This window comes from Streptomyces graminilatus (assembly GCF_001418565.1).
GTDB classification, from domain to species: Bacteria; Actinomycetota; Actinomycetes; order Streptomycetales; family Streptomycetaceae; genus Streptomyces; species Streptomyces graminilatus.
Genome location: NZ_LIQQ01000149.1, coordinates 12,415 through 34,218 on the forward strand (window position 1 = coordinate 12,415; position 21,804 = coordinate 34,218).

General features: G+C 69.4%; 21 protein-coding genes. 6 read left to right on the forward strand and 15 right to left on the reverse strand.

Features of this window, described 5'->3' with window-relative positions; genetic code table 11:
- Positions 1–24: 24 nt before the first annotated feature.
- From AOK08_RS14640 to AOK08_RS14650, 3 genes are read right to left on the reverse strand one after another with little or no spacing between them, the layout of a single operon-like run.
- Positions 25–939, reverse strand: coding sequence for a carbohydrate ABC transporter permease (locus tag AOK08_RS14640; RefSeq protein WP_198539267.1), 915 nt, complete (start codon positions 937–939; stop codon positions 25–27).
- Entirely contained in the window at positions 936–1,961 is a 1,026-nt protein-coding gene (locus tag AOK08_RS14645) for a carbohydrate ABC transporter permease (protein ID WP_055525989.1), read from the reverse strand. Before AOK08_RS14645 ends, AOK08_RS14640 begins: the two co-directional genes overlap by 4 nt.
- Positions 1,958–3,289: an ABC transporter substrate-binding protein gene (locus AOK08_RS14650; protein ID WP_055525990.1), complete on the reverse strand. Its 1,332-nt coding sequence runs from the start codon at positions 3,287–3,289 to the stop codon at positions 1,958–1,960. The genes AOK08_RS14645 and AOK08_RS14650 overlap by 4 nt, the downstream gene beginning before the upstream one ends.
- A 435-nt stretch (positions 3,290–3,724) precedes the next feature.
- Here AOK08_RS14650 and AOK08_RS14655 point away from each other — a divergent pair, with 435 nt between their 5' ends.
- The 3 genes from AOK08_RS14655 to AOK08_RS14665 all read left to right on the forward strand — a co-directional run bounded on the left by AOK08_RS14655 (position 3,725) and on the right by AOK08_RS14665 (position 6,363).
- Complete coding sequence (locus AOK08_RS14655) at positions 3,725–4,780, forward strand: LacI family DNA-binding transcriptional regulator (RefSeq protein ID WP_055525991.1); 1,056 nt, start codon at positions 3,725–3,727, stop codon at positions 4,778–4,780.
- Between the two features lie 99 nt (positions 4,781–4,879).
- The gene (locus tag AOK08_RS14660; protein WP_055525992.1) at positions 4,880–5,674 is read left to right on the forward strand and encodes a hypothetical protein; all 795 of its coding nucleotides are present in this window, start codon (positions 4,880–4,882) and stop codon (positions 5,672–5,674) included.
- A gap of 443 nt (positions 5,675–6,117) precedes the next feature.
- The gene (locus AOK08_RS14665) at positions 6,118–6,363 is read left to right on the forward strand and encodes a helix-turn-helix domain-containing protein (protein ID WP_241826951.1); all 246 of its coding nucleotides are present in this window, start codon (positions 6,118–6,120) and stop codon (positions 6,361–6,363) included.
- A 122-nt stretch (positions 6,364–6,485) separates the two neighbouring features.
- Here the strand turns inward: AOK08_RS14665 and AOK08_RS14670 are convergent, their stop codons facing one another.
- The 3 genes from AOK08_RS14670 to AOK08_RS14680 all read right to left on the reverse strand — a co-directional run bounded on the left by AOK08_RS14670 (position 6,486) and on the right by AOK08_RS14680 (position 9,143).
- A complete protein-coding gene (locus AOK08_RS14670) occupies positions 6,486–7,094 on the reverse strand; it encodes a hypothetical protein (RefSeq protein WP_055525993.1) in 609 nt (202 codons plus the stop codon).
- 160 nt (positions 7,095–7,254) lie between these two features.
- Positions 7,255–7,893 (reverse strand): hypothetical protein, encoded by a 639-nt coding sequence (locus tag AOK08_RS14675; RefSeq protein WP_157876675.1) that lies wholly within the window; start codon positions 7,891–7,893, stop codon positions 7,255–7,257.
- Between the two features lie 65 nt (positions 7,894–7,958).
- Positions 7,959–9,143 (reverse strand): helix-turn-helix domain-containing protein, encoded by a 1,185-nt coding sequence (locus AOK08_RS14680; RefSeq protein ID WP_055525995.1) that lies wholly within the window; start codon positions 9,141–9,143, stop codon positions 7,959–7,961.
- A gap of 133 nt (positions 9,144–9,276) precedes the next feature.
- On the opposite strand from AOK08_RS14680, the gene AOK08_RS14685 reads away from it, so the two are divergent.
- Entirely contained in the window at positions 9,277–9,822 is a 546-nt protein-coding gene (locus AOK08_RS14685; protein ID WP_055525996.1) for a flavoprotein, read from the forward strand.
- Between the two features lie 61 nt (positions 9,823–9,883).
- On the opposite strand, the gene AOK08_RS14690 is transcribed toward AOK08_RS14685, so the two are convergent.
- The gene (locus AOK08_RS14690) at positions 9,884–11,050 is read right to left on the reverse strand and encodes a hypothetical protein (protein ID WP_157876676.1); all 1,167 of its coding nucleotides are present in this window, start codon (positions 11,048–11,050) and stop codon (positions 9,884–9,886) included.
- A gap of 548 nt (positions 11,051–11,598) precedes the next feature.
- Here AOK08_RS14690 and AOK08_RS48410 point away from each other — a divergent pair.
- On the forward strand, positions 11,599–11,721 hold the full coding sequence (locus AOK08_RS48410) for a hypothetical protein (protein ID WP_277816022.1): 123 nt from the start codon (positions 11,599–11,601) through the stop codon (positions 11,719–11,721).
- A gap of 25 nt (positions 11,722–11,746) precedes the next feature.
- Here AOK08_RS48410 and AOK08_RS46440 read toward each other — a convergent pair whose 3' ends face one another.
- Both AOK08_RS46440 and AOK08_RS14700 read right to left on the reverse strand, forming a co-directional pair.
- Positions 11,747–12,013, reverse strand: a complete 267-nt coding sequence (locus AOK08_RS46440) for a hypothetical protein (RefSeq protein WP_055525998.1) — start codon at positions 12,011–12,013, stop codon at positions 11,747–11,749.
- 9 nt (positions 12,014–12,022) lie between these two features.
- Positions 12,023–12,268 (reverse strand): holin, encoded by a 246-nt coding sequence (locus tag AOK08_RS14700; RefSeq protein ID WP_198539268.1) that lies wholly within the window; start codon positions 12,266–12,268, stop codon positions 12,023–12,025.
- A 204-nt stretch (positions 12,269–12,472) separates the two neighbouring features.
- Here AOK08_RS14700 and AOK08_RS14705 point away from each other — a divergent pair, with 204 nt between their 5' ends.
- Positions 12,473–12,661 carry a hypothetical protein gene (locus AOK08_RS14705; protein ID WP_055526000.1) on the forward strand — a complete coding sequence of 63 codons (189 nt, stop codon included), beginning with the start codon at positions 12,473–12,475 and terminating at the stop codon, positions 12,659–12,661.
- A 5-nt stretch (positions 12,662–12,666) separates the two neighbouring features.
- Here AOK08_RS14705 and AOK08_RS14710 read toward each other — a convergent pair whose 3' ends face one another.
- The 6 genes from AOK08_RS14710 to AOK08_RS14735 all read right to left on the reverse strand — a co-directional run bounded on the left by AOK08_RS14710 (position 12,667) and on the right by AOK08_RS14735 (position 21,795).
- Positions 12,667–13,536, reverse strand: coding sequence for a peptidoglycan-binding protein (locus tag AOK08_RS14710; RefSeq protein WP_107100944.1), 870 nt, complete (start codon positions 13,534–13,536; stop codon positions 12,667–12,669).
- A 76-nt stretch (positions 13,537–13,612) separates the two neighbouring features.
- On the reverse strand, positions 13,613–14,683 hold the full coding sequence (locus AOK08_RS14715; RefSeq protein ID WP_055526001.1) for a sialidase family protein: 1,071 nt from the start codon (positions 14,681–14,683) through the stop codon (positions 13,613–13,615).
- 11 nt (positions 14,684–14,694) lie between these two features.
- Entirely contained in the window at positions 14,695–15,288 is a 594-nt protein-coding gene (locus AOK08_RS14720) for a hypothetical protein (protein WP_055526002.1), read from the reverse strand.
- Positions 15,288–15,728, reverse strand: a complete 441-nt coding sequence (locus AOK08_RS14725; protein ID WP_055526003.1) for a hypothetical protein — start codon at positions 15,726–15,728, stop codon at positions 15,288–15,290. Before AOK08_RS14725 ends, AOK08_RS14720 begins: the two co-directional genes overlap by 1 nt.
- Positions 15,729–15,730: 2 nt before the next feature.
- Positions 15,731–18,043, reverse strand: coding sequence for a carbohydrate binding domain-containing protein (locus tag AOK08_RS14730; protein ID WP_157876677.1), 2,313 nt, complete (start codon positions 18,041–18,043; stop codon positions 15,731–15,733).
- Positions 18,044–18,057: 14 nt separating this feature from the next.
- On the reverse strand, positions 18,058–21,795 hold the full coding sequence (locus tag AOK08_RS14735) for a hypothetical protein (protein WP_063794055.1): 3,738 nt from the start codon (positions 21,793–21,795) through the stop codon (positions 18,058–18,060).
- Positions 21,796–21,804: the final 9 nt, after the last annotated feature.

A 21,804-nucleotide genomic window follows, 5' to 3' on the forward strand; every position in this document is an offset into this window, starting at 1 on the left:
TCCCGTACGAAGTTCCTGTGCGGGTCAGCCCTTGATCGCGCCGTTCATGATGCCGCCCACGATCTGCTTGCCGAACAGGAGAAAGGCGATGAGCAGCGGCAGCGTGCCCAGCAGCGCGCCCGCCATGATCACTGCCTGGTCGGGGACGTAACCTGTGCCGAGGCCGTTCAGGGCGACCTGGACCGTCGGGTTCTGCTGGTTCAGGGCGATGATCGGCCACAGGAAGTCGTTCCAGGCGAACACGAAGGTCAGCAGGCCGAGCACGGCCATCGCGGGCCGCGCCGCCGGGAACACCACGTGCCACACCACGCGCAGGCTGTTCGCGCCGTCCATCCGCGCGGCCTCGATCAGCTCGGTGGGCAGCGCCTGCACCAGGTACTGGCGCATGAAGAACGTACCGAACGCGGTGACCAGCGTCGGCAGGATCACAGTCTGCAACTGGTTGGACCAGCCGAGGTCGGCCATCCACAGGTACAGCGGCACGACGGCGAGCTGCGGCGGGATCATCATCGTGCCGATGGTCAGCAGCAGCAGCGCGCTGGAGAACTTGAACCGCAGCTTGGCGAAGGCGAATCCCGCCAGCGTCGAGAACAGCACCGTACTGATCGTGATGGTGCCGGCAACGAGCGTGCTGTTGAGCATCGCTGTCCCGAGTCCCACCTCGTCCCACGCGGCCTGCATGTTCTTGAACAGGTTCGCGCCGAACCACAGCGGCGGCGGCGTCTGGGCGAGCCGGGTGTTGTCGCGGGACGCCGCGATGGCTGTCCACAGCAGCGGGGCCAGCGAGATCAGCGAGAAGACAGCCAGGACGACGTAGGTGATCGGGCCCGCGTGCAGTTGCCTGCCCGCGCCGATCATCCGAGGACGTCGGGAGCCCCTGTCGCCCTTCGGCTTCGGCGCCGGGTCCACCTGAGGCAGCGTCAGATCACTTGTGGTCATTGCGATTTCCTCAGACGTCGGTTGACCAGCATGTTGACCGCAGCGACGATCAGCAGGATCAGGAACATCGACCACGCGATCGCGGACGCCTTGCCGAGGTTGCCGATGATCCAACCCTGGTCGTACATGTACAGACCGAGCGTCTGGTACTGGTGCTCGGAGCCGCCCTTGGACCCGCCGAACAGCAGGGGCTCACCGAAGAGCTGGGTCGCGCCGATGGTGGAAACGACCACGGTGAACAGGATCGTCGGCCGGAGCATCGGAATCGTGACGTGGCGGAACTGCTGCCAGCGGTTCGCGCCGTCGAGAGCCGTCGATTCGTACAGGTCGGCGGGGATCGCCTGCATCGCCGCGAGGTAGATCAGCGCGTTGTAGCCGGTCCATCGCCAGATCACGATGCTGGAGACGGCGAACTGCCCGCCCCAGTCGGACTCGCGCCAGTTGATCGGGTCGACCCCGACGAAGTGCAGCAGCCAGTTGATCATGCCGCCGTCCCACGAGTACAGCAATGTGAAGACCAGCGTCGCCGCCGCCACCGAGGTGGCGTACGGGGTGAGCATGACCACCCGCCACAGGGTTGAGCCGCGCAGCTTGTAGTTGAGCAGGTGCGCGATGCCGAGCGCCAGGAGCAGCTGCGGCACGGTCGAGATCAGACCGATGGTGAAGGTGTTCTTCAGGGCGTTCCAGAAGAAGTCCGAGGACCACAGGTTCTTGTAGTTCTCCAGGCCCACCCAGGTCTGCTTGTCCAGCGAGGACAGCTGCACGCTGTGCAGCGAGTACCAGCCCGTGTAGAGGAGCGGGACCAGTCCGAAGGCCCCGAAGACCAGGAAGAAGGGGGTGATGAACGCGTATGGCGACGCCTTCATGTCCCAGCGGTACAGCCGACTGCGCCACGAGCCCGAGCCCGGGGCCGTTGGCGGCCTACCTCGACCTTGAGCGCCCCGGACCGCGCCCGGCTGGTCGCCGGGCGCGGTCTCGGCACTCGACGCGGGATGCGCGAGAGCCTGCTTGGAGCTGGTCACTGGCCGAGCACGTCCTTGATCTCGTTCTTGGCCGCGTCCCAGCCCTGCTCAGGGGTCTTGCCCTTCTGCTCGACCTGCAGGATGCCGACGTCCGCGATCGCGGTGCCGATCGGCTGGTCCTTGACGCCGAAGTACTGGACCGGGATGGTCTTGGCCGAAGCCGCGTAGATCTCGGCGATCGGAGCGTTCGAGAAGTACTCGACGGTGGCGGCCTGCGGCTTCAGGGTCGCGTACGCCGCCGGGGCCGACGGGAAGCTCGCCTGCTTGGCGAAGACCTTCGCCTGCTGCTCGGGGGCCGTCAGCCACTTGGCGAGCGCGATGGCCTCCTTCTGGTGCTTGCCGGCCGTCGGTACGCCGATGAACGCGCCGCCCCAGTTTGCCGCGGTCGGTGCCGCCGCCACGTCCCAGTTGCCCTTGCCGGCCTCACCGGACTTCTCCTGGATGTAGCCGATCATCCATGCGGGGCAGGCCACGGTCGCGAACTTGGCGTTCGCGAGTGCCTGGTCCCACGGCTTCTCGAACTGCTTCAGTTTCGCCGACATGTCGCTGGTCGCGACCTCCATCGCGGAGTTCCAGGCGGCCTTCACACCCTTGGACTTGTCCCAGATGGGGTTGCCGTCCTTGTCGTAGTAGCGCTCGCTCGCGCCACCCAGCGCCGCGTTGTAGACCGAGGAGGCGGAGTCCACGAACTTGGTGCCGCTCGGCGCCTTCTTCATGTAGTTCTTGCCGACATCGACGAACTTCGACCAGTCGCCCTTCCACTCCGCGGCGAGCTTGGTGCGGTCCGTCTCAAGACCGGCCTCCTTGAACAGGTCCTTGCGGTAGCAGATCGCCATCGGGCCGATGTCGGTGCCGAGCCCGATCTGCTTGCCGTCCTTGGTGGTGGCCTGCGCGTTCTTCCAGTCCAGCCACTGGGACTTGTCGACCTCCTTGCCGAGGTCGACGAACTTGTCCGCCTGCGTCTGCACGGCCTCGGCGACGTTGCCGATCTCGATCGCCTGGATGTCGTCGACACCGGAACCGGCCTGCAGACGGGTGATCGTCTTGGGCCAGTACACGTCGGTCTTGGTGGTGACGTTCTCCGTGATGCTGACGTCCGGGTGCAGTTTCATGTACTCGTCGTAGAGACCGGCCTGCTTGTAACCGAAGACACCGAAGGTGCCGATGGTCAGCGCGGTCTTGCCACCACCGCCTCCGCCGTTGCCACCGCCGTTGTTCGGCGTGCTGTCGCCCGAGTCGTCGGCGCAGCCGGCCAGCAGCCCCGTCGTCAGTGTGGCGACGACCGCGAGGGTCATCATTCTGCGGGACCCGCGGGTACTCGTGCGCATTGCGTCCTCCTGTTGCCTGACGTGCCGACCCCCCGGCCAACTGCATTGTTGGGCCCGTTAGTTCGTCTTGTTTCAGCGCTGCGGCTCGGGCGGGGAACGTGCGGGATGTGTATGTGTCAGGTACCGTGGGAGCGCTCCCATCGGTGATGTGTTGAAGGTTCGTCTGTCCGGGCGGGGGTGTCAAGGGCGATGACGGGTGGAGGCGCGTTCAGTTATCCGCCCGTTAACTAATCCGGCGGGACACTGGGAACGGGACGCGAACCGGTGAAGATCGGCCAGCGAGTGGGACTGAGGTGGGGCCGGGCGGGAACCGGATGGAAACCGGGCCCCCACCGGGGCCTGCCCGGCGGCCGGGCGTCCCGGTGGTGGCGGGTGCGCTCAGGCGGGACTGTTAGATTCCAGGCCAGGGTGATGACAGCGGAAGGGCGGAGCCCCATGGCAAGCCACGGAGCGCGGGGCCGCAGTGGTGGCCGGCCGACCTTGGAAGAGGTCGCCGTGCGCGCCGGAGTGGGCCGCGGCACGGTCTCCCGGGTGATCAACGGCTCCCCGAGGGTCAGTGAGGCGACCCGTACGGCGGTCGAGGCGGCGGTCGCCGAACTCGGCTACGTACCGAACACCGCCGCCCGTGCCCTCGCCGCGAACCGCACGGACGCGATCGCGCTGGTCGTTCCCGAGCCCGAGACCCGTTTCTTCGCGGAACCGTACTTCTCCGACATGCTGCGTGGTGTCGGCAGTGCGATTTCGGACACGGAGATGCAGCTCCTGCTGATCTTCGCGGGCAGCGACCGGGAGCGCGAACGCCTCGCCCAGTACCTGGCCGCCCACCGGGTCGACGGCGTCCTGCTGGTCTCGACCCACGCGGACGACCCGCTCCCCGACCTGCTGGCCCAGTTGGAGATACCGGCGGTGATCAGCGGCCCGAGGTCCGAGGCGGAGACCCTCACCTCGGTCGACGCGGACAACTACGGCGGCGGCCGACAGGCGGTCGAACACCTGCTCTCCCGGGGCCGGCGCAAGATAGCCCACATCACGGGCCGCCTGGACGTGTACGGCGCCCAGCGCCGCGTCGACGGCTACCGCGAAGCCCTGGAGGCCGCGGGCCACGAGGTGGACGAGGCCCTGATCGAACCGGGCGACTTCACCGAGGAGGGCGGCCGCCGGGCGATGGCCGCCCTGCTGTCCCGCTGCCCCGACCTGGACGCGGTCTTCGCCGGCTCGGACGTGACGGCGGCGGGCGCCCGCCAGGTCCTGCGCGAACAGGGCCGCCGCATACCCGAGGACGTGGCCCTCGTCGGCTACGACGACTCGGCCATCGCCCGCCACATGGACCCGCCCCTGACGAGCGTCCGCCAGCCGATCGTGGAGATGGGCCGCGCGATGATCCACCTCCTCCTGGACGAGATCGCCGACCGCCGCCCGACGGCCTCCCGCGTCCTGGAACGCCGCCGGCTGGTACTTCCCACGGAACTGATGACACGTACGTCGTCCTGAGGGCCGGGGGAGGACCCTGGTCCCATGGATTCCCATGCCCGTGCCCGTGCCCGTGCAAATGCCCATTCCCATTCCCATTCCCATGCCCACTCCCACCCGTTGCTGTCGGCCGTGGAGGTCGCCGAGGTCGAGCCCTGTCTGCGGAAGGTGGGGGAGGTGTTCCGGGTGTTCGGGGACCAGGACTCCGGTTGCGTCGGCTACGGGGTCCGACTCCCGGACGGGGAACGCTGGTTCGTCAAGGAGGCGGTCACCGGGCCGGCGCAGGACTCCCTGGACCGGGCCTGGGCGTTCCACCGCCGGGTGCGCCATCCGGTGATCGTCCCGCAGGTGCACCGGTTCGCGGTGGGGGACGGCCGTACGGCGGCGGTGCTGCCCTGGCGGCCGGGCGAGAACCTGTACCAGGGGCGCCTGGCAGGGCCGGACGCCCCGATGACCCGCTTCCGCGCGCTGCCCGTCCCGACGGTCCTCCGGGCGGTCGACAGCGTCCTGGACGCCCATCTCGCCGTGGAGGCCGCAGGACAGGTCGCCGTCGACCTCTACGACGGCGCGTTCCTCTACGACTTCGAGGGCGACGCCGTCCAGTTGATCGACCTGGACGAGTACCGCCCGGGCCCGTTCGTGCTCCAGGAGGACCGGCTGCCGGGATCCGCCCGGTTCATGGCTCCGGAGGAGTGGCGGCGGGGCGCGGTCATCGACATCCGTACGACCGTCCACGTCCTCGGCCGCGCCGTCCGCCTCCTGCTCGACGCGGGCACCGAGGAGCGCCAGTGGCGGGGTACGGCCGGGCAGTTGGCGGTCGTGGAACGGGCGACCCGGGAGGACCCCGGGGAACGGTTCACAGGGGTGGGGGAGTTCGTGGCGGCCTGGCGGGCGGCCGACGGGGTTCAGTCGTAGGACGGGCCCTACGACTGAGGGCCGACCCGCTTTCACGGGTCGGCCCTCAGTCGATCAGGGTGAGTGACGGGACTTGAACCTGATTTTGTTACACATCTGACCTGCGACGATGCGGAATCTAGGGTCGAATGGGACACATTCGATGACGCTGGATGTCGCTCGATGCCTCTCGAAGAGGGGTCGTGTTCCCGAGGGAACAGGGGGGTCCGAAGATCCCGCAGGGCGGCTGCCGAGTGAGTGCAAAACGACGTTACCGATATCCCCTGAACGCCACAGCGCCCCCGCCTGAGCGGGGGCGCTGCTGCCCTCTCCTGTAGTCCTGGGGGGCTGCCAGGGAGGGCGTCTATGGGTGGGGGCTGTACGTGATCTTTGATGCCCCGGCCAGTTCAAGATCACACAATGCCTGGTAAACCTGGCTGACTAAAGGGCACCGTACGCCCAGCGTGTACCTGGTGCATGCGCCGCCCGATGACGATGACTGGCTCCTTGACCAGCTCAGAGGCATCGGTGCCCGGATCCGAGCCGAGCGCATCCATCAGAACGTGACCCAAGAACGCCTGCACCTGGCCGCCGGAATCAGCCGCTGGACCCTCCAGGAGATTGAGGCCGGCCGCAGCAATCCCACGGCTACGACCCTCCTCCGCATCGCCTACGTCCTGGATGTGCCACTCAAGGACCTTGTCCGGTGAGATGGCCCGCCGCAGCTCAGGGGATGCGCTATGGCGGGCCACCATGGCCGCCCCGTACGGGCGTTGGGGACGGCCGGTTCATCCCGCCGCCGACGCAATCGGCGCGCACCGGCGGCGGGGGCTCAGCGGGGGTAGGTCTGGGAGCGTGACTTCTTGCACGGCTCGGCGTGGAGGTACACGGTGATGCCGCCCGCCGACGCCGACGAGTGCTCGTACTTCGTGACCTTCTCGCCCTCCGCTATCAGCAGCCCGCAGCACTGGCAGTACCGCGGCCGGAGGCACAGCGCGATGTGCGTGTACTCGAACCGCGGGGCCGAGTTGCCGTCCCAGAGCAGCGGCTCGAACCTCTCCCCTGGCTGCACCTCCTGGTGGCACTGCCCACAGGCCACCGCAGGCTTGCCTGCCCGCTGTACCGCGTCCAGGAGTCGGGCCCGCCAGTCGTCCGCGGCGTCGCACTGGGCCGCGCACGCGCACAGCGGACAGCCCGGCATGTGACCGAGCCAGCCGTGGTACGTCTCCACCCATGCCCGGCGCCCCTCGTAGCAGGGCGTGCAGCCGTGCGGGCGCCAGTCGAGCGAGCCCCCAAGGTCGACGCGGAGAACGCCCTGGGTCAGGGGTGTGCTGCACCAGACGCACGTGTCGCCGGCGGCCTGCTCGACGGCCAAGTAGGCGGGGACCTCGAAGACGTTGATGTGCCGGACGACGTCCAACTCCGCGATGCTGTGGGTCACGTGGTCACTCCTCGTCGAGCCCGGGACCACGTACGCCGCAGTCGGGCAGCTTCCGGGCAGGAGCGGGTCGTGTCAGCCTTGCACTCGGAGCACGTATCGCAGTGGATCAGGAGGGCCCGATACCGCTCGTCAACGGAGACAGCGGGCGGCTGGTGCGCGCTCATCGGTGCCCCCTCATGGGGAGCGGGGAGACCTGGTCGTCCGCGACCGGCGGCTGGCTGGCCAGCCGGTAGCGGCCGATCTCGACGAGCACGGCGACGACGCTTGGCGCGCAGAGAGTCCCTGCGACCGTCATGGGCACCGCCCAGTACGAGGCGCCCGAACCGGTAGGCGCGTTCAGTCCGGGCCGGGGAACCCCGACGTAGGCGCCGGGCCCGAGGGGTTCCAGGTCCCGGGTCGGCTCCCACGGGTGGCGGCTGTCGGCGGGCACGAGCGCGTAGTACCGGCAGCGGCGAGGGTCATGGATGACCGGTCCGCCGACGAGCGCCCGGGTCAGGTAGTGGTCGACGTCCTTGATGTCGTCGGTGCCCGCGGCTGCCTGGATGAGGCGCGCCGACATGCGGATCGCGGAGAAGACAACGCCGGCCATCAGCATGGTGACGCCGTGGGCCTGCCACTCCGTACGAGACCGGTCGCGGGACTCCGTGGCGCCGAGGAGCCAGTCGGCGGCCGACGGGGCCCCGCTGCCGTGTGTCGTCTCGCCGTCCGGGGGCAGTGGTTCCTCCGGCGCCGCGCTCCCCTGCTCGGCTGGTCCATGCGCCATCGCCCACGCCTCCATGGTCCCGGTGATCTGTCTCACACCAGTGACCGTACGGACGCGTAGAGGCAGGAACGCTCACAGATTCTGTGAGCGTTGTGAGCGCCTTACAGGCCGACCCAGGAGGCCATGTGGGTCAGCGTGTCCGGCGTCTGGCGGGACAAATGCACCAGGCCGCGGATCGTTTCCCGGGCTCCGGGGTGGTAGCGGGTCTGCTCGGGCGCGGCTTTCCTCGCCTCCACTAGATGCTCAAGCGCCTTGTCGGTCAGCCCCGTTTCCATCTCCGTCCGTGCCCGGTCGATCAGGAAGTGCGCGCGGCGCGACGTCGCGAGCGACGCGGGCAGTCTGATCTTGCGGGCCTGCGTGAGAGCCTCGTCGTACTGGCCCATCTCGACGGCCGCGGACATCCGGTGTAACGCCACGTTGGTGGGGCCGAACGACAGCCAGTGCACATCGGAGGCGTCGCCGGTCCGCTTGGCCAGGTCGCGTGCCTCCTTGATGTGGCGGTCGACGGCGGCCTGGTCCTCCGCACGTGCGCAGATGACGGACGCCCCGAGGTGCAGCTGCCCGGTGACGGCGAGCACTTCCCTGGTCGGCTCGGCCTGCCCGACGATGCCGTGCCCGGACGCCACCAGCCGCTGCCCGATGGTGTACTCGCCCTCCCTGAAGTAGACGAGCGCGCGCATGTACTGACGGACCGCGCCCAGGCACGGATCGGAGGCACGCTCCGCCGCCCACGCCATCCGGTCCAGGGCCACGGCAGACAGGTCGTAGTAGCCGAGCTTCACCGTGATGTCGTGCGCCGTGCGGTACGTGGACGCGAGCGCCTGCCACAGCTCCGTGGACGGCGTCGACCAGGCGGTGTGCGTCAGCTCGGCGATCGTTCCGGGCAGCGCACGGGCCGCGTTGCGGATGTGGGTCGCGCGGACCTCGGCACACAGGTGGTCCGCCGCAGTCACCAGCTCGGTGGCCGACCGCGCGACGAGGTCCGGGTTCGCGCCGAGGTCGTACAGGTCGAGGGCCTCGCGGATCGGACGCACCAGTTCGGCGAGCCGGTCCCGCTGCAATTCGGTCACGTAGGGCTGTCCCGTCAGGACGGTGACGTCGATGCCCAGGGCATGAGCAACCGCGGCGACGAACGTCGAGGTCGCGGGGCGCGCACCGCATTCCACCTGGTTCAACAGGCTGTACGAGTAGGGGATGCGGGCGGCCAGCCCACGCTGTGTGAGCCTGGCCAATCTCCGCTGTTCCTTGATGCGGGTGCCGGTGTGGTCGTCGTCGGGTGAGGGCATACTGGTCTCCTCGTTCCTTGCAGCCACTTGGAACGGTACCCGCGCTCACCGGTGCGGGGCAGGCGTCCGCCCCCGACTCCTCCTGGAGCGGGGGCGGTTGCATGTGATCCATCGGCCAGGGTGGTATGAGGACATGACCCCTCGGACCCTGTATCTGTTTGGCTCAGCAGCACCCCCCGTCTTCGACGTCGCGACCGTGATCGAGCAAGCGCAGCAGCGCGGCTTCGACGTGTGCCTCGGGTTGACGCCGACGGCGGCACGCTGGCTCGCCGCCGACCTCGATGACCTGGCGGAGCTGACCGGGCACCCAGTGCGCTCGGAGTACAAGACACCGGGCGAGCCCGACGTATGGCCGAAGGCCGACGCCATCGTGTTCGCGCCGGCCACCTTCAACAGCGTCAACTCGTGGGCTCTCGGGCTGACTCACGACTTCGTGATCGGTGTGGTCGCTGAGGGAATCGGCAAGCGGATCCCGATGGTGGTGATGCCGTGCGTGAACGCCGCGTACGTGCAGCACCGTCAATTCGAGCGGAGCGTCGCCGAGCTGCGTGAGATGGGGATCCGAGTCCTGTACGGCGAGGGCGGCTTCGTACCGAACCAGCCCGGCCAGGGGAAGCCGAAGGAGTACCCGTGGCATCAGGTCCTCGATGCGGCTGAGCGGCTCGTCCATACGGACTGACCCCGGACACGACGAAGCGGCCCTCACCGCCCGAAGGCGGTGAGGGCCGATGCTGCTGGGTTCATGCTGGTTCGGCGTAGATGTTCTCCAGGCGCAGCCGCCATGGATATGTGGCGTGGGCGTAGACCCTGTTGCCGGGCCCGGTCGCCAGCCCCTGGTGGGCGAGCGCGATCGTCACGAGTCCCGCGTTGATGTGTCCGGGCCCGACGGTGAACATCTCCGGCGACGCGTTCTTGCTGATGGTCAGGGTCGGGTACATCCCCGGGTTGCCCTCACCCGGCGGTGTGGCCCCCTCCGACGTCGCGTACTCGGCGATCGCCCCACCAGAGTCGAGGAGTACCCAGTCCAGGAAGTGCGAGCCGAGGTACAGGAAGTTGGGGCACACCCGGATCCGGTCGCCCGCACTGGCGGCAATCGACCACTGCAGCTTGGTGCCCCCGCTGGTCTGCACGATCGCCCACGACGCGGCCCCGGGCAGACCACTCAGGTCATCGTCAATGATCCGCACACGGGCCGTACGGATCTGCGCGCCACCCCCGCCGCCCGACGGGGTCTGCCAGGTGGCCGCGCTTGGCGAGGTCGCCGTCAGCACCTTCCCCGCCGACGGTGTCCCGCTCACTGTGACGCCGTTGACCTTCGCGACGGCCGGGTCGGGGTAGGTGCCGGACAGGTCCCCGCCGGCCGCACCGGTAGGTGTCCGAGCATTCGACAGGCGGGAGTCGTCACCGGCTGCCACCGTCCCGGACGTCGCACCTACGCTGCAGGTCGCGGCGTTGCCGAGTTCGAGGCTCGTACGGGCGGTGGCCGGGTCCGGGAGGTCGGACAGGTTCGCGGCCTTGGCCAGCAGCGTCGACCCGTCGACGAGGACCGTGTACGTGCCGGCGACCGGATCCGGGACCAGGACGTCGGCGAGCTTCACGGTCGGCGTCGCCTTCGGCAGGCTGATGTACCGGACCCAGTTGGGTCCGTTCGTCAGCACCGCCTCCACCCGGTACGTCCACCCCGATGGCGACATCCCCGAAGCATCCGTCGCCACCAGCGTCTTACTGAACAGGCCGTCCTCGAGGACGGCCTCGGCCGTACCGCCGAGGATCACATCGTCCTCGCCGATCGTCACCAGGTCCGGCCCCGAGAAGAGCAACCGGCCTTTCGCGAGGGCCCCGTCGAACCCGGTCAGCGGAACGCCTGCCGACACGGTCACCGTCTCCACACCCACAGGCAGTGGCATCTAGTCATCCCTCCTACGGGTACTGGCGGCGACTCGGGTCAAGCCCGGCCGCGAGCGGACTCGACGGCGAACTCCCGCTGTCCGACGGCGTGCTGTCGCGACGGCACACCAGAGCATCCGGATCCCAGGCCGGCGCCTGCAGCGCATACCCGTCCGGACAGGACGGGCCCGCCGGGCCGACGTCACCCCGTGGACCTTCCGGCCCCTGCTCACCCGCCGGTCCCCCCGGGCCCGGGTCGCCCTGAGGTCCGGCAGGACCGGCGGGTCCTGCCAAGCCGGCCGTGCCGGGCGGTCCGGTGGCACCGGCACTCCCGGGCTGCCCCGCCGTACCGTCCACCCCGTCAGCCCCTGCCCGGCCCGGCGACCCCGGGGAACCCGACGGCCCGGGCGAACCCGGATCCCCCGCCGGCCCCCGCGGCCCAGGTATCGGGACCGGCACCCGAGTCCGCTCGTCGAGATCCTCCACGGCCTGGCTCGGGTCCGGCGCTTTCGGAGTCCCGCCCGACGCCTCAACCTGCGCGCGCAGCACCCGGACGTCTCCCGCGAGGGTGCTCACGGCGGCACCCCGCCGGTCGGCTTCGTCGGCGAGCTGGCTGTACCAGGACCAGCCGATCACGGCCGCCCCGGTCAACACGACCAGCCAGCAGAACACCGTCATCCAGCGCCAGTGATCTGCGAACACCCGTTCAGTCCGGGTCACGGTTGTCCTCCGAGTTGAATGACGAGGCTCCTCAGCCGGGCGATCTCGGCCTGATCCGTAGCGTGCTGCGCGGCGAGCACCGCCCGCTCCGCCTTCAGCTCGGCCCGCTCGACCTTCAGCTCGGCACGCTCCTCCTGGAGGTCGCCGGTGAGCGAGGTGTAGCCGGTGATGGCGTTCTCGCCCCGCTTCCCCAGGTACGTCACCACGCCGCCGACGACCGCGCCCACGCCCACCAGGAGGGCGCCGAGGGTGGTGAGGTCCAATGCGGCTCCTTAGGGAAGGCGCGGCCGTGACGGGGCGACGGTCTCGGTGATGCCCGGGCCCTGCGTACCGCCGCTCGTAGCGACGGCGGTGAGCAGCGCGAGCACCGCAGCCATGCCGCTGATCGACAGCGTCGCGGGCCAGTCGACGTCGAGGAGGCCCAGGCCCTCACCGCTGAGGAGCGCGACCTCGGCCTGGGCGAACGTACGGACCATCCGCTCGGCGGTGGCCTTCCAGAAAGCACGAGTCAGCATCATGAATCCCTTCATCAGTGCAGGTCAGAGTGGACGAGTGAGGCTTCGTCAGCCTCCGTCGTGAAGAGTTCACGGACGGAGTGAAAGCGCCTGTTCTTCAGAGCCCCGGTACGAGGCTCGATAGCTTGGTGGTGGGCGGACCGAGAGCGAAAGCGCTGACTCAGCCCCAGTCCGCTGCTGGCCGCGTGCGCACCCCGAGGAGATCCGATGGCCCCCGCCGAAACTGCCGACCCCCGCGACCAGCACATCGCCGATCTGCGGGCCGCTCTGCAGCAAGCGGTCCGGCATCTGCACTTCTGCGCTGGGCGCGAGGCAGCCACCGACCCAGAGCAGTCAGCCGAGCTGTCCGCAGCGGCCGACGGCATGACGGACGTCCTGGCCCGCACCGCTCCCTGAACAGGTCAGACGTTGGGGACCTTGAGCAGGTCCCAGCTCGCCCGCCCGGGCGGCCAGTCGCCCGGGAAGCCGCACTTACGCTGCCAGGCCTCATAGCTGTCCTCGTCTCCGGGGCCGATCACGTCCTTGTTCCTCGAGGACTGGTAGCGGTTGCAGCCCACCGCCACGAGCCGGTCATGCATAGCGGCGACGATCGGGCTCTTGCGACCCGTCGTGAACCAGTCCGCGCCAGGGAACGGCTCGTACCGCGGCTTCGTGACCGGAGGTGTCGCAGGCTGAGTCGGCCTCGGCGCGGTCGGGAACGCCGGCCAGGACAGCGGGTCGCCGTGGTCGTTCTCGGGGGTGCCCTTGTGCGGATACCAACCCGCCTTGGTCTCCCACGTGCGCTCGTCGCGCGTGCAGTTCTCCGGCCACCCGTTCGGCCACACGTCCGGGACTCCCCAGGACTTCACCCAGGCGTGCAGCTCGGGCCAGCCTTTGCACGGGGTGTCGACGAGGCGCGCGTAAGTCTTGCCGTCGACCTGGCAGTGCGGGAAGAACAGCGCCTCGACCTGGATGACCACGCTTCCCGCACGGTTCGTCCGCGTCCCGCCCGGCGCGTCGGCTAGGGACTTGGAGCGGGAGTCGGCTGGGAGGAACTGCGTCACCCGGCCGGTGAACGGGTCCCAGAGGACGTGGGGAGCCACCGCCTTCCCTGTGGGGTTCCGCCCGAAGTACTGCACGAGCGTCTCGTACGACACCAGTGGGAGCGGCCTGACGACGGTCGCGTTGCGGTCCCACGTGATGTGCCCGATCGCCTTCGCGGGCCCGCCGTCGAGCGGCGCGTGATCACCTATATCCAGCCGGGTCGCGCCCGGCATCCACAGCTCGGCCATGTGTGCCTCCAGGGCATGAAGAAAGCCCTGCGCCGTACGGCCAGGGCTGCGTGGGTGGGGCAGGGGTGGCGACCCGTCAGAGTTCGGTGACGGGCACGGTGGTGAACTCGATGCGGTCGGAGGCTGTCCAGTCGCCGGTCTCGTAGAGCAGGCCGACGGTGGTGGTGTCGAGCAGCGCCATCGAGGAGTACGCCGCGTGCAGGCCCGAGATCCGGCGGCAGGTCCACCAGGTCCGGCCGCCGTCGTCGGATCGGCGGATCGACATGGCGATGCGCCCGTCCGGATGCTCGGGCCCCGCGTACAGCAGCGGTCCGCCCGGGACCTGGAGCAGGCTGCCGTGGACGACCGGCGTGGTGATCGTCCCCTGGACCCGGTACGCGGATTGCAGCGTGCTGGCCCCGTCGACGGAGTAGGCATCCGCCCGGGTGCCCGGTACCGTGCCGCCCTGGTCGCGGCAGTTGAAGTACAGCCGCCCATCAGGCAGTTCCGCGACTGCGGATTCGTTTTCGTTGAGGGCGCCCGTCGGATTCGACGAGGTGAACGGGACTTTCCAGGTGTGGCCGCCGTCGTCCGAGACCAGGGCGTGCGCCCCCAGATATCGCGACTCCGCCCCGGTGTCCGTGCTCCCCGACGAGGGGCTGCGGGAGTGGTTGGCGGGGATGACGAGCCGCCCCGGGTGGGCGCCGCCGGTGACCGCGACGCCCCGGCCGGGCCCGGTCGCGTACCAGCGCATCCAACTGGCCTTGGCCTGGGCGGTGATGTCGACGGGCGCCGTCCAGGTGGCGCCGCTGTCCGCACTGCGCTGGACGTATACCTGCCTGACGGCCAGGCCCTTCATGATGTCCGCCTCGGTGACGGTGCCCGCGTGCCCGCACGACACGAGGACGAGGTCCCCGGACTCCGGGTCGGTGACCACGGCCGGGTTGCCGGCGGTGTTGGCGCCGTGGCTGGTGACCACGGTGAGCGGGCCCCAGGTGGTGCCGCCGTCGGCGGACCGGCGGGACACGATGTCGGTCTCGCCGCTGTCGGCGCTGCTGGCCTTCCGGCCTTCGGCGATCGCGAGGAGCGTGCCGTCGGGGGCGAGGGTGAGGACGGGGATGCGGTAGGCGGCGTAGCCGCCGGATCCTGCGGTGAACGGGACCGACACAGGGTGTCCTCTCAGACGAACCGCTCGACGAGCTGGCGGGCGGTGAGGGTGTTGGATGCGCTGGCCGCAGCCCACTGGGCGGTGATCACCAGGTCGTTCGCGGCGGTGGTGTCACGCGTGATGGCGCCGTCGCTGGACGCCAACTGCACCTCGCCCACCGAGCCGGCCTGCGTCCAGTTGCGGAGCTCGTGGAAGTCCGCGTACCAGGTGCCGCTACCGCCGGTGGACAGACAGACCACGTTGCCCCGGACGTGGAGCTCTTTGAACGTCTGGCCCGTGCCGGACGCGGTGGTCGGGCCCATGGTGGCCAGCGTGGTGCCGGTGACCCCGCCGATCCGTAGCCGCCATGTGATCTGTGCGGACGCCAAGAAGCTGATGTTCCCGAAGGCGGTGATGCGGTAGATGGACCCGACGGCGGCCTGCGCGGCGGGGATCGAGTAGACGGCCACGACGGTCTCGGTGGTCGTGTTGGCGACGGTGGTGCTGGCCGAGGAGTTGACGGCGTTGCGGAGTGCCTGGAACTGGTCGCGCAGCTCGGCGTTGACGAGGGCCGCGGTGACGACCTCCCCGGCAACCCAGGTCCGGGGCACTGCAAGGATCCCCATCAGCCATCCCCTTCCTGCGCCTGGGCTGCGATCTGCTCCGCGAGGAAGAGCCGTTCGGCCTGCCAGCGGACGTCGCAGGGGTGGTACCAGAACTGGTGCCGCCGCGGCTGGTGGACGACCTCTTCCTCGACGGCTGCGGGGTCCGGCGGGAAGGTGACCGGGTGCCAGCCGTCGAGGCAGACGGTGCACAGCATGTGCGGGTCCGTGGGGCTGACGACGTGCGCGCACCCGCACCCGCATTCGGCGAGCCACCTGCCTGCGTCGACCCGGGCGTACAGCGGCTCGGCGGTCTCCTCGCGCGGGATGTCGGGCAGGCGCCGCTGGGCATGGACCTCGGTCCACCGCAGGGCCCGCTCGCCCGCTGGCAGACGGTCCCAGGCGTCGGCGGGCATCGTGGGCGGCGGCAGGTAGAACGTCTCGGCACGCAACACGACGGCCATGATCAAAACCCCAGTCTCGTAGTGGTGCCGAGCACCGAGTAGGTGGAGTCGTCGAGGACCCAGCGGGTGTCGAGGTCAGTCCGCGAAGCGAACAGCCCGAAGTGGTGCTGGTTCTGGGTGATGGTCTCCGAGTAGCCCTCGATGGTGCAGGTCAGAGACGACGCCGGCGCCTCGGCGGGCAGCGAGGTGATTGTGAACGCACTGGAGACGTCGGAGCCGAGGACCGACCGGTACGTGCTCAGCCCCAGAGTGGAGGCCTCCAGGGGCACGGTCCGCAGTTCCGGCGGTGGGTCCGCATACCGGGAGACGATCCAGTTCCCCCGGTCAACCATGGCGTCATCGGTCATGGTGAACAGCTCGAGCGTCTGCTCGTACGGCCCGTACGCGGCACGCGCCGCCGCGTTGGCGATCCGCGTCTGCGACCCCGTCGGCCGGGACAGGAGCAGCGTGTTGACCATCTTCTGGTCGTCGTCCGCGAGCTCGACGTCGCCCGTCTCCAGGTCCGCGTACGCGATGGAGAACGCCGGGACGGGGTTCGCTCGCAGGGAGCGGCCCTGGAACACGAGCTGCGCTGACGAGCGCGAGGAGATGAGGCGCCCGGCCTCGGTGCGTTCCACCTCCCGCATGTGGTCCAGGGCGCTGGAGCCGAGGCCGGCCTGCCGCACGATCGGGCTGAACCCGCTGCCCTGCGCGAGGACGGTCATGCCCACGTACGACGCGAGGCGTGTGACTCGCAGGTCTGCGGTCTCCCCGGTGTGGTTGTTCAACCCGGTGGTGTAGTGGGTGGCCAGGGTCGCCGTCGTCAGCGACGTCGTCGCATACAGGGCCACGTGGCTGACCGAGCCCTGCCAGAGCTGGAACCCGTTCTGGCTCGCCCCGACATGCAGGGTGTCCAGGTTGACCAGGGTGAGGATCGCGGAGAACGTGCCCAGGCTGACCCCGTCGACCAGGACCTCCTTGGTCTCCGAGTCGTAGATCAGGTGGTGCACGGCGCCATCGGCCAAGTCCACGGCGCCGACCGTCGTGGTGACCGCCCCGCCCGAGGTCGGGTGACGGGTCTCGACGGTGAGAAAGCCAGTGGCCCCCGCGAGGTAGAAGATGATGTAGCGGCCCTCGTCGGACGTGAACACCGTCAGAATGTTCCGGCCCCGGGTGATCGTGTTGAACCAGGCTTCGACCATCACGAAGTTCGTCAGGCTGGCATCCGTGAACGCCTGCCCCAAGGTGGCCCGCAGGTACTTGCCGTTGGCGCTGTCGTCCGGCGTGAACGTCGGCGAGGACAACGTGTCAGCCGGGCCGCCGCTGGTGCCGAACACCAGAGTGCCACCCGACCCCTTCTGCTGGATCGTCAGCGAGCTGGACCCGACGACCCCGGACTCATCGCCGGCACTCGTCGATTCGGACGTCTCGCCCATCGGGTAGTAGGCGAGCGGCCCGTCCAGCAACACCTCCTGAATGAGCATCGGCCGCAGCGCCGGCGTACGGGACAACCGCTTGAAAATGTCCGTGCAGGTGATCGACACCGTCGAGGACAGACCAGCCCACCGGGTCGGCCATTCGTTGACCATGCCGAAGAACCGGGGATGGAGTACGGCGCCGTTGCTGTCGAATGTGGTGGCGCTGCTACCCGCCTCGATCTGCGCCGCATCCACCCACACGACGTCCCCGGCGGTGGGTGTGCCGATCGCCCCGACCCGCACCTGATGGGATGTCGACGTCGCCGTCCAGGACACGGTCAGCCGCTGGAACGCGTCGAAGGTCGTGTTCTGTGCGCCGGTCGTCACATCCGCGACGGTCAGCCGCACGGGCGCGTCACCGGACGGCACCCACACATAGGCGGAGAACGTGTACCTGACGCCGATGTCGAGGCCGTAGATGACCGGGGAGGTCATCGTCTGGGACGCCACCGCACCCCACGTGATCTTCATGGCGGTCGCGGCGTCCTGGACGTGCGTCGCGTCCGTGACCCGGGTCGGCGTCCCGGAGCTCACCCACTCCGACACCCCCGACTCGAAGCTCGGGTTCGTCATGAAGTTCTTGGACACCGTGACGACCGACACCCGGAGCGGCGTGTTCTTCCTGACGTTCGGGAAGTACGGGCTGCTGCTGCGCGACGGGGTGAAACGCCCGTCGGAGTTGTCCAGCACCAGGGAACAGGTGGTGGGCTGGGTCTCCGACTGCTCGTCCTGCGCACCCCGGTTGTCGATCCTGATACCCGACTTGATGATGTCGGCGTACTGGGTGATGTCGGTCCAGGTAATGCTGCTGTCGGTGATCGTGTTCCCGAACCCCACCTCTACCGCACACCGCGTCACAGCCCCGCCCTCCTCTACGCCAGTCCGAGGGCGGCGCCCCCACGGGCCCGCTTGAACTCCAGCAACACCGTCTGGATCTGCCGGCCGACCGCGACCGGATCCAGCACCGTGCCGTCGACATGGATGTGGATCTCCACCGGCCCCGCGCCCGCGGTGCCGGCGGCGACGGCCTGGCGCCCGGCGACGGGACGCATCGCGACGGCCCGCCCGGTCATCCGCCCGGCGACCGCCTGCATGGCGCCGTCGATGTGTGGCAGTCCTTGCAGGACACCGACGGCCACACCCTTCACCGTGTTGATGCCGTCGGGGATCATCTTCTTCGCGGGGCTCGCGATCCCGAGAGCCTTACGGAGCGCCTTCTGCATCGCCAGGGCGATCCTCTGCATCACGCGCTCAAGGGCTTTCTGCTGGGACTCCAGTCCCTTCAGGAACCCCTTCGACGCGTTCTTGCCCGCGTCGTACAGGCGGTCCGCGCCTATCTCGCCCAGGCCCTTCGTCGCCGATTCCAGCCCGCTCTCGGTCTTGTTGATGCCGGACAGGGTCGCCTTGTCGGCCTCGGCCAGCGCCGCCGCGTACGCGAGGCCCTGCTCGGGGCCCATGTCGAGGACCTGCCGCAGCAGGCTCTTGTGCAGCCCACGCGCCGCCAACTTCTTGATGTACGCCGTGAACCGTTTGATCCTGGCCAGCTTGTTGCCCAGGGCCGCCTTGATGGTTCTGCCGGTCACGACCTCGAGGCCGAGGTTGCCGAGCTGGGCGCTGCCGCGGGCGTTGGTTGTCACCTCGCGCGCATAGCTCTTGGCCTCGGCGATCCGTGCGGCGATCCTGTCCCGCCGCGCCGCCAGCGACATCAGCCGGTTCGTCTGCGCCGTGACCATGCGGACGAGGCCGCTCTCCTTGCGGCCGGAGAACGCCTTCCGGATGTCGTTCGCGAGGTCGGCGGCCGTCGACCTGATCTTGTCGCGGGACCCGGTCAGCCCCACGATCAGACCTCGCCCGGCGTCTTTCGCGAGCGCGATCGTCTTCTTCGACGGCGACCGGATCTCCAGCTCTTCCCGGACGCCGGCCGTGACCTCGGCCGCCATCCGCCGGGCGCCCGCCTTGACGAGGCCGGACGATCCGGCCATCCCGCCGGCGAGACCCTGCGCGACCGCTGCCCCGGCGCCGCCCATGCCGTGACCTGTGCCGAGCTTGTCGGCGTTGATGGCCTCGACCAGGGCCCGGTGCTTGGCGTACGAGCGGGCGTTGATCATGTACTCGCCGTTGGAGGCCATGATCGGGATGTCGTCTGAAGTGCTGGTTCCCGGGCCGCTGATCGGGCCGCCGCGCGGGAATCCGATCGGGCCGCCGGTCGCGTAGTTGCCGCCCTCGTGGAAGACGGTGCCCGCGTTCGACGTCTTCGTCTTCATCAGCACATAGGTGACGGCGGTCTTTCCGTCGATGTCGCGCAGGCGCTGCTGGGCGCGCGAGATCTCGTACTCCAGGTTGGAGATGTCGCCCCGTACGAACGCCTTCCTCGACGGCGGGACCGAGCCGAGGCGCTTCTTCGCCGCGGCGACCTTCGCTTCCAGGTCCTCGATGTTCCCCTTCAGTCGGGCGGTCTTGTCCGGGGTCTTGAGGATCTGGTCGGCGAGAGACCTGGCTTCGGCCTTGGTCAGGCCCATCGCCTGAGCGGTCTTGATCAGCGCGTTACGGCCCCTGGTGTAGATGCCGTTGACGGCCTGCCACGACGCCCCGGACTCCCGCGCGGACGCGGTCGCCTCGTCGGTCTTCGCGGCCAGGTCGTTCAGCGCGGTCGCCGCCGCCCGGGATTTCTCCCCCGCCAGGTTGAGCTTGCCGCCCTGCATGGTGAGGACGCCGGCGTTCTCCCGCGCGGCTTTCGCTGCCGCGTCGATGGACGCCTCGAACCCGATCATCCCCGACAGGCCCTGCCGGTTGACGTCGTTCAGCGCGACGATCGACTGCCTCAGTCCGTCCGCGCTCTGCTTCTGCGCGGCGAGGGCGGCCCGGGTCTTCTGGGCCTGTGCCCCGAAAAGCCCTTGGCTTTCCGCGGCGAGTTCCTGCTCGAACTTGGAGTCGGCGATCGCGTCCCGGTAGTCGCCCAGCTCGCGCGTGAACTCGCGGGTGTCCCGGCCGCCCTTGCCGTACTCGGCCGTCAGCCGCTTCACGGCGGCAGCGGCCAGGTCCGCCTGGCCGTTCGACACCATCCCGGCCAAAGCCTTGTCGATGGCGTCGATGTTGGCCTTAGCGTCCGCGACCGGAGTCGAGTCCCAGTCGGCCAGACCCCCGATACTCACCACGAACTGCTGGATCTTGTCCGTAGTGCTCGGGTCGGTGAGCGCACGCACCTTGCCGTGCAGGCCTTCGAGGTTCTTCCCGAACGCCCGCGCGGCCTCGCCGGAAACGGATCCGTCCCGGCCCAGACGCTGCAGCGAACTGGTCAGCTTGTCGACGTCCGGGGGCGCCTGCTTCCCCCGGGAGGACAGCTCACCGAGCGCGAGGATCAGCAGCCCGATCCCCGTGCCCGCCATCGCCAGCTTCGCCCCACGGGACAGGGCACCGATCGCGGCGGTCACCTTGGCCACGCGGCCGGTCGCCCCGGCCGCCGCGCTGCCGGCCAGGATGATCTGGGTGCGGACTCCTGCGATCCCCAGGGCGACCGACGCCATCCCTGTCCCGGCCAGACGGATCGCCTTCAGAGCCACCGCGAGCTGGAACAGCGTGGTCAGCAGACCCGACGGCACGGCAGCCGCGAGCCCCGCGAGCGCGTTGACGATGTCGAGCATGCCGACACCGACGTCCGACGCCGACAGCAGCAGATGCGTCAACGCCGTCGTGAGGTCGCGCAGGGTCTCCCCGACCGCTGGCCCCTGCGCACGCGCGTAGTCCATGAACTTCGCGACGTTCGAGCCGACCTCGCTGCCCTTGCCCGCACGGGACAGGTGCACGATCCCGTCGACCGCCCGGTGCACCACACCGGTCGAGAACTTCTCCAACCGCTGCATGAACCCGTCGAAGCCGGGAGTCTGCATCCCCCCCGCCGCAACGGTCATCAGACGGCTCAGCTCATGGGACGTACCACGCACCAGGCCGGACGTCTTCGGCAACAGGCCGGTGAACAGGGCCATCGACTTGGTGACGACGGGCATGGTGTCCCCGGCCAGCCCGTTAGACCAGTCCTGGTACTCGTCCTTCAGCCCGGACACCGCGACCGTCGCCTCACGCGCGGCGGGCGGCATCTCGGCCAGCATCCGCTGGTACTCGGCCTGCGCCGTGACCGCGGCCTGCGACCGCTCGCCCGTTTTCTTGACCGCGTCCTGGTACTTCTTGTTCGCCTGGGACGCCTCCGACAGGGCCTGGATCTGCGGAACGACCGCCGCCCCGAACGCCGCGACCGCCACACCGCCCGCCGCGACCGACGCCACCACAGGCGCCAGCGACGCCGCAGCCGGCACCGCCGCCGGGGCCAGCGACAGCAGGCCCTTCTTCAGCCCCGACGCGAACTCCTGCCCCTTGCGCTGGGCGGCAGAGAACTGGGCCGACATCATGCCGGCCGCGTCGCCCGTCGCGACGAACCGACCCCGCACATCCCGCAGTTGCCCGTCCGCAGACCGCGTCAGCCCGGTCAGCGCCCCGTCGCCGTCGTTCGCGGCGGCGGTGAGGCGGCGGCCGAAGCGGTTGGCCGCGTCACCGGCACGGTCCAGGACCCGGGACATCCCATCCCGTGCGGTAAGGAGGAAATCCAAGGACGGCATCAGGTACTC

Coding starts and splice junctions, on each gene's coding strand:
- AOK08_RS14685 (WP_055525996.1), top strand. CDS start 9,277: ATGACCCCTCGGACCCTGTATCTGTTTGGCTCAGCAGCACCCCCCGTC.
- AOK08_RS14690 (WP_157876676.1), bottom strand. CDS start 11,050: ATGCCACTGCCTGTGGGTGTGGAGACGGTGACCGTGTCGGCAGGCGTT.
- AOK08_RS14710 (WP_107100944.1), bottom strand. CDS start 13,536: ATGGCCGAGCTGTGGATGCCGGGCGCGACCCGGCTGGATATAGGTGAT.
- AOK08_RS14700 (WP_198539268.1), bottom strand. CDS start 12,268: ATGATGCTGACTCGTGCTTTCTGGAAGGCCACCGCCGAGCGGATGGTC.
- AOK08_RS14650 (WP_055525990.1), bottom strand. CDS start 3,289: ATGCGCACGAGTACCCGCGGGTCCCGCAGAATGATGACCCTCGCGGTC.
- AOK08_RS14655 (WP_055525991.1), top strand. CDS start 3,725: ATGGCAAGCCACGGAGCGCGGGGCCGCAGTGGTGGCCGGCCGACCTTG.
- AOK08_RS14680 (WP_055525995.1), bottom strand. CDS start 9,143: ATGCCCTCACCCGACGACGACCACACCGGCACCCGCATCAAGGAACAG.
- AOK08_RS14725 (WP_055526003.1), bottom strand. CDS start 15,728: ATGGCCGTCGTGTTGCGTGCCGAGACGTTCTACCTGCCGCCGCCCACG.
- AOK08_RS14735 (WP_063794055.1), bottom strand. CDS start 21,795: ATGCCGTCCTTGGATTTCCTCCTTACCGCACGGGATGGGATGTCCCGG.
- AOK08_RS14640 (WP_198539267.1), bottom strand. CDS start 939: ATGACCACAAGTGATCTGACGCTGCCTCAGGTGGACCCGGCGCCGAAG.
- AOK08_RS14720 (WP_055526002.1), bottom strand. CDS start 15,288: ATGGGGATCCTTGCAGTGCCCCGGACCTGGGTTGCCGGGGAGGTCGTC.
- AOK08_RS14705 (WP_055526000.1), top strand. CDS start 12,473: ATGGCCCCCGCCGAAACTGCCGACCCCCGCGACCAGCACATCGCCGAT.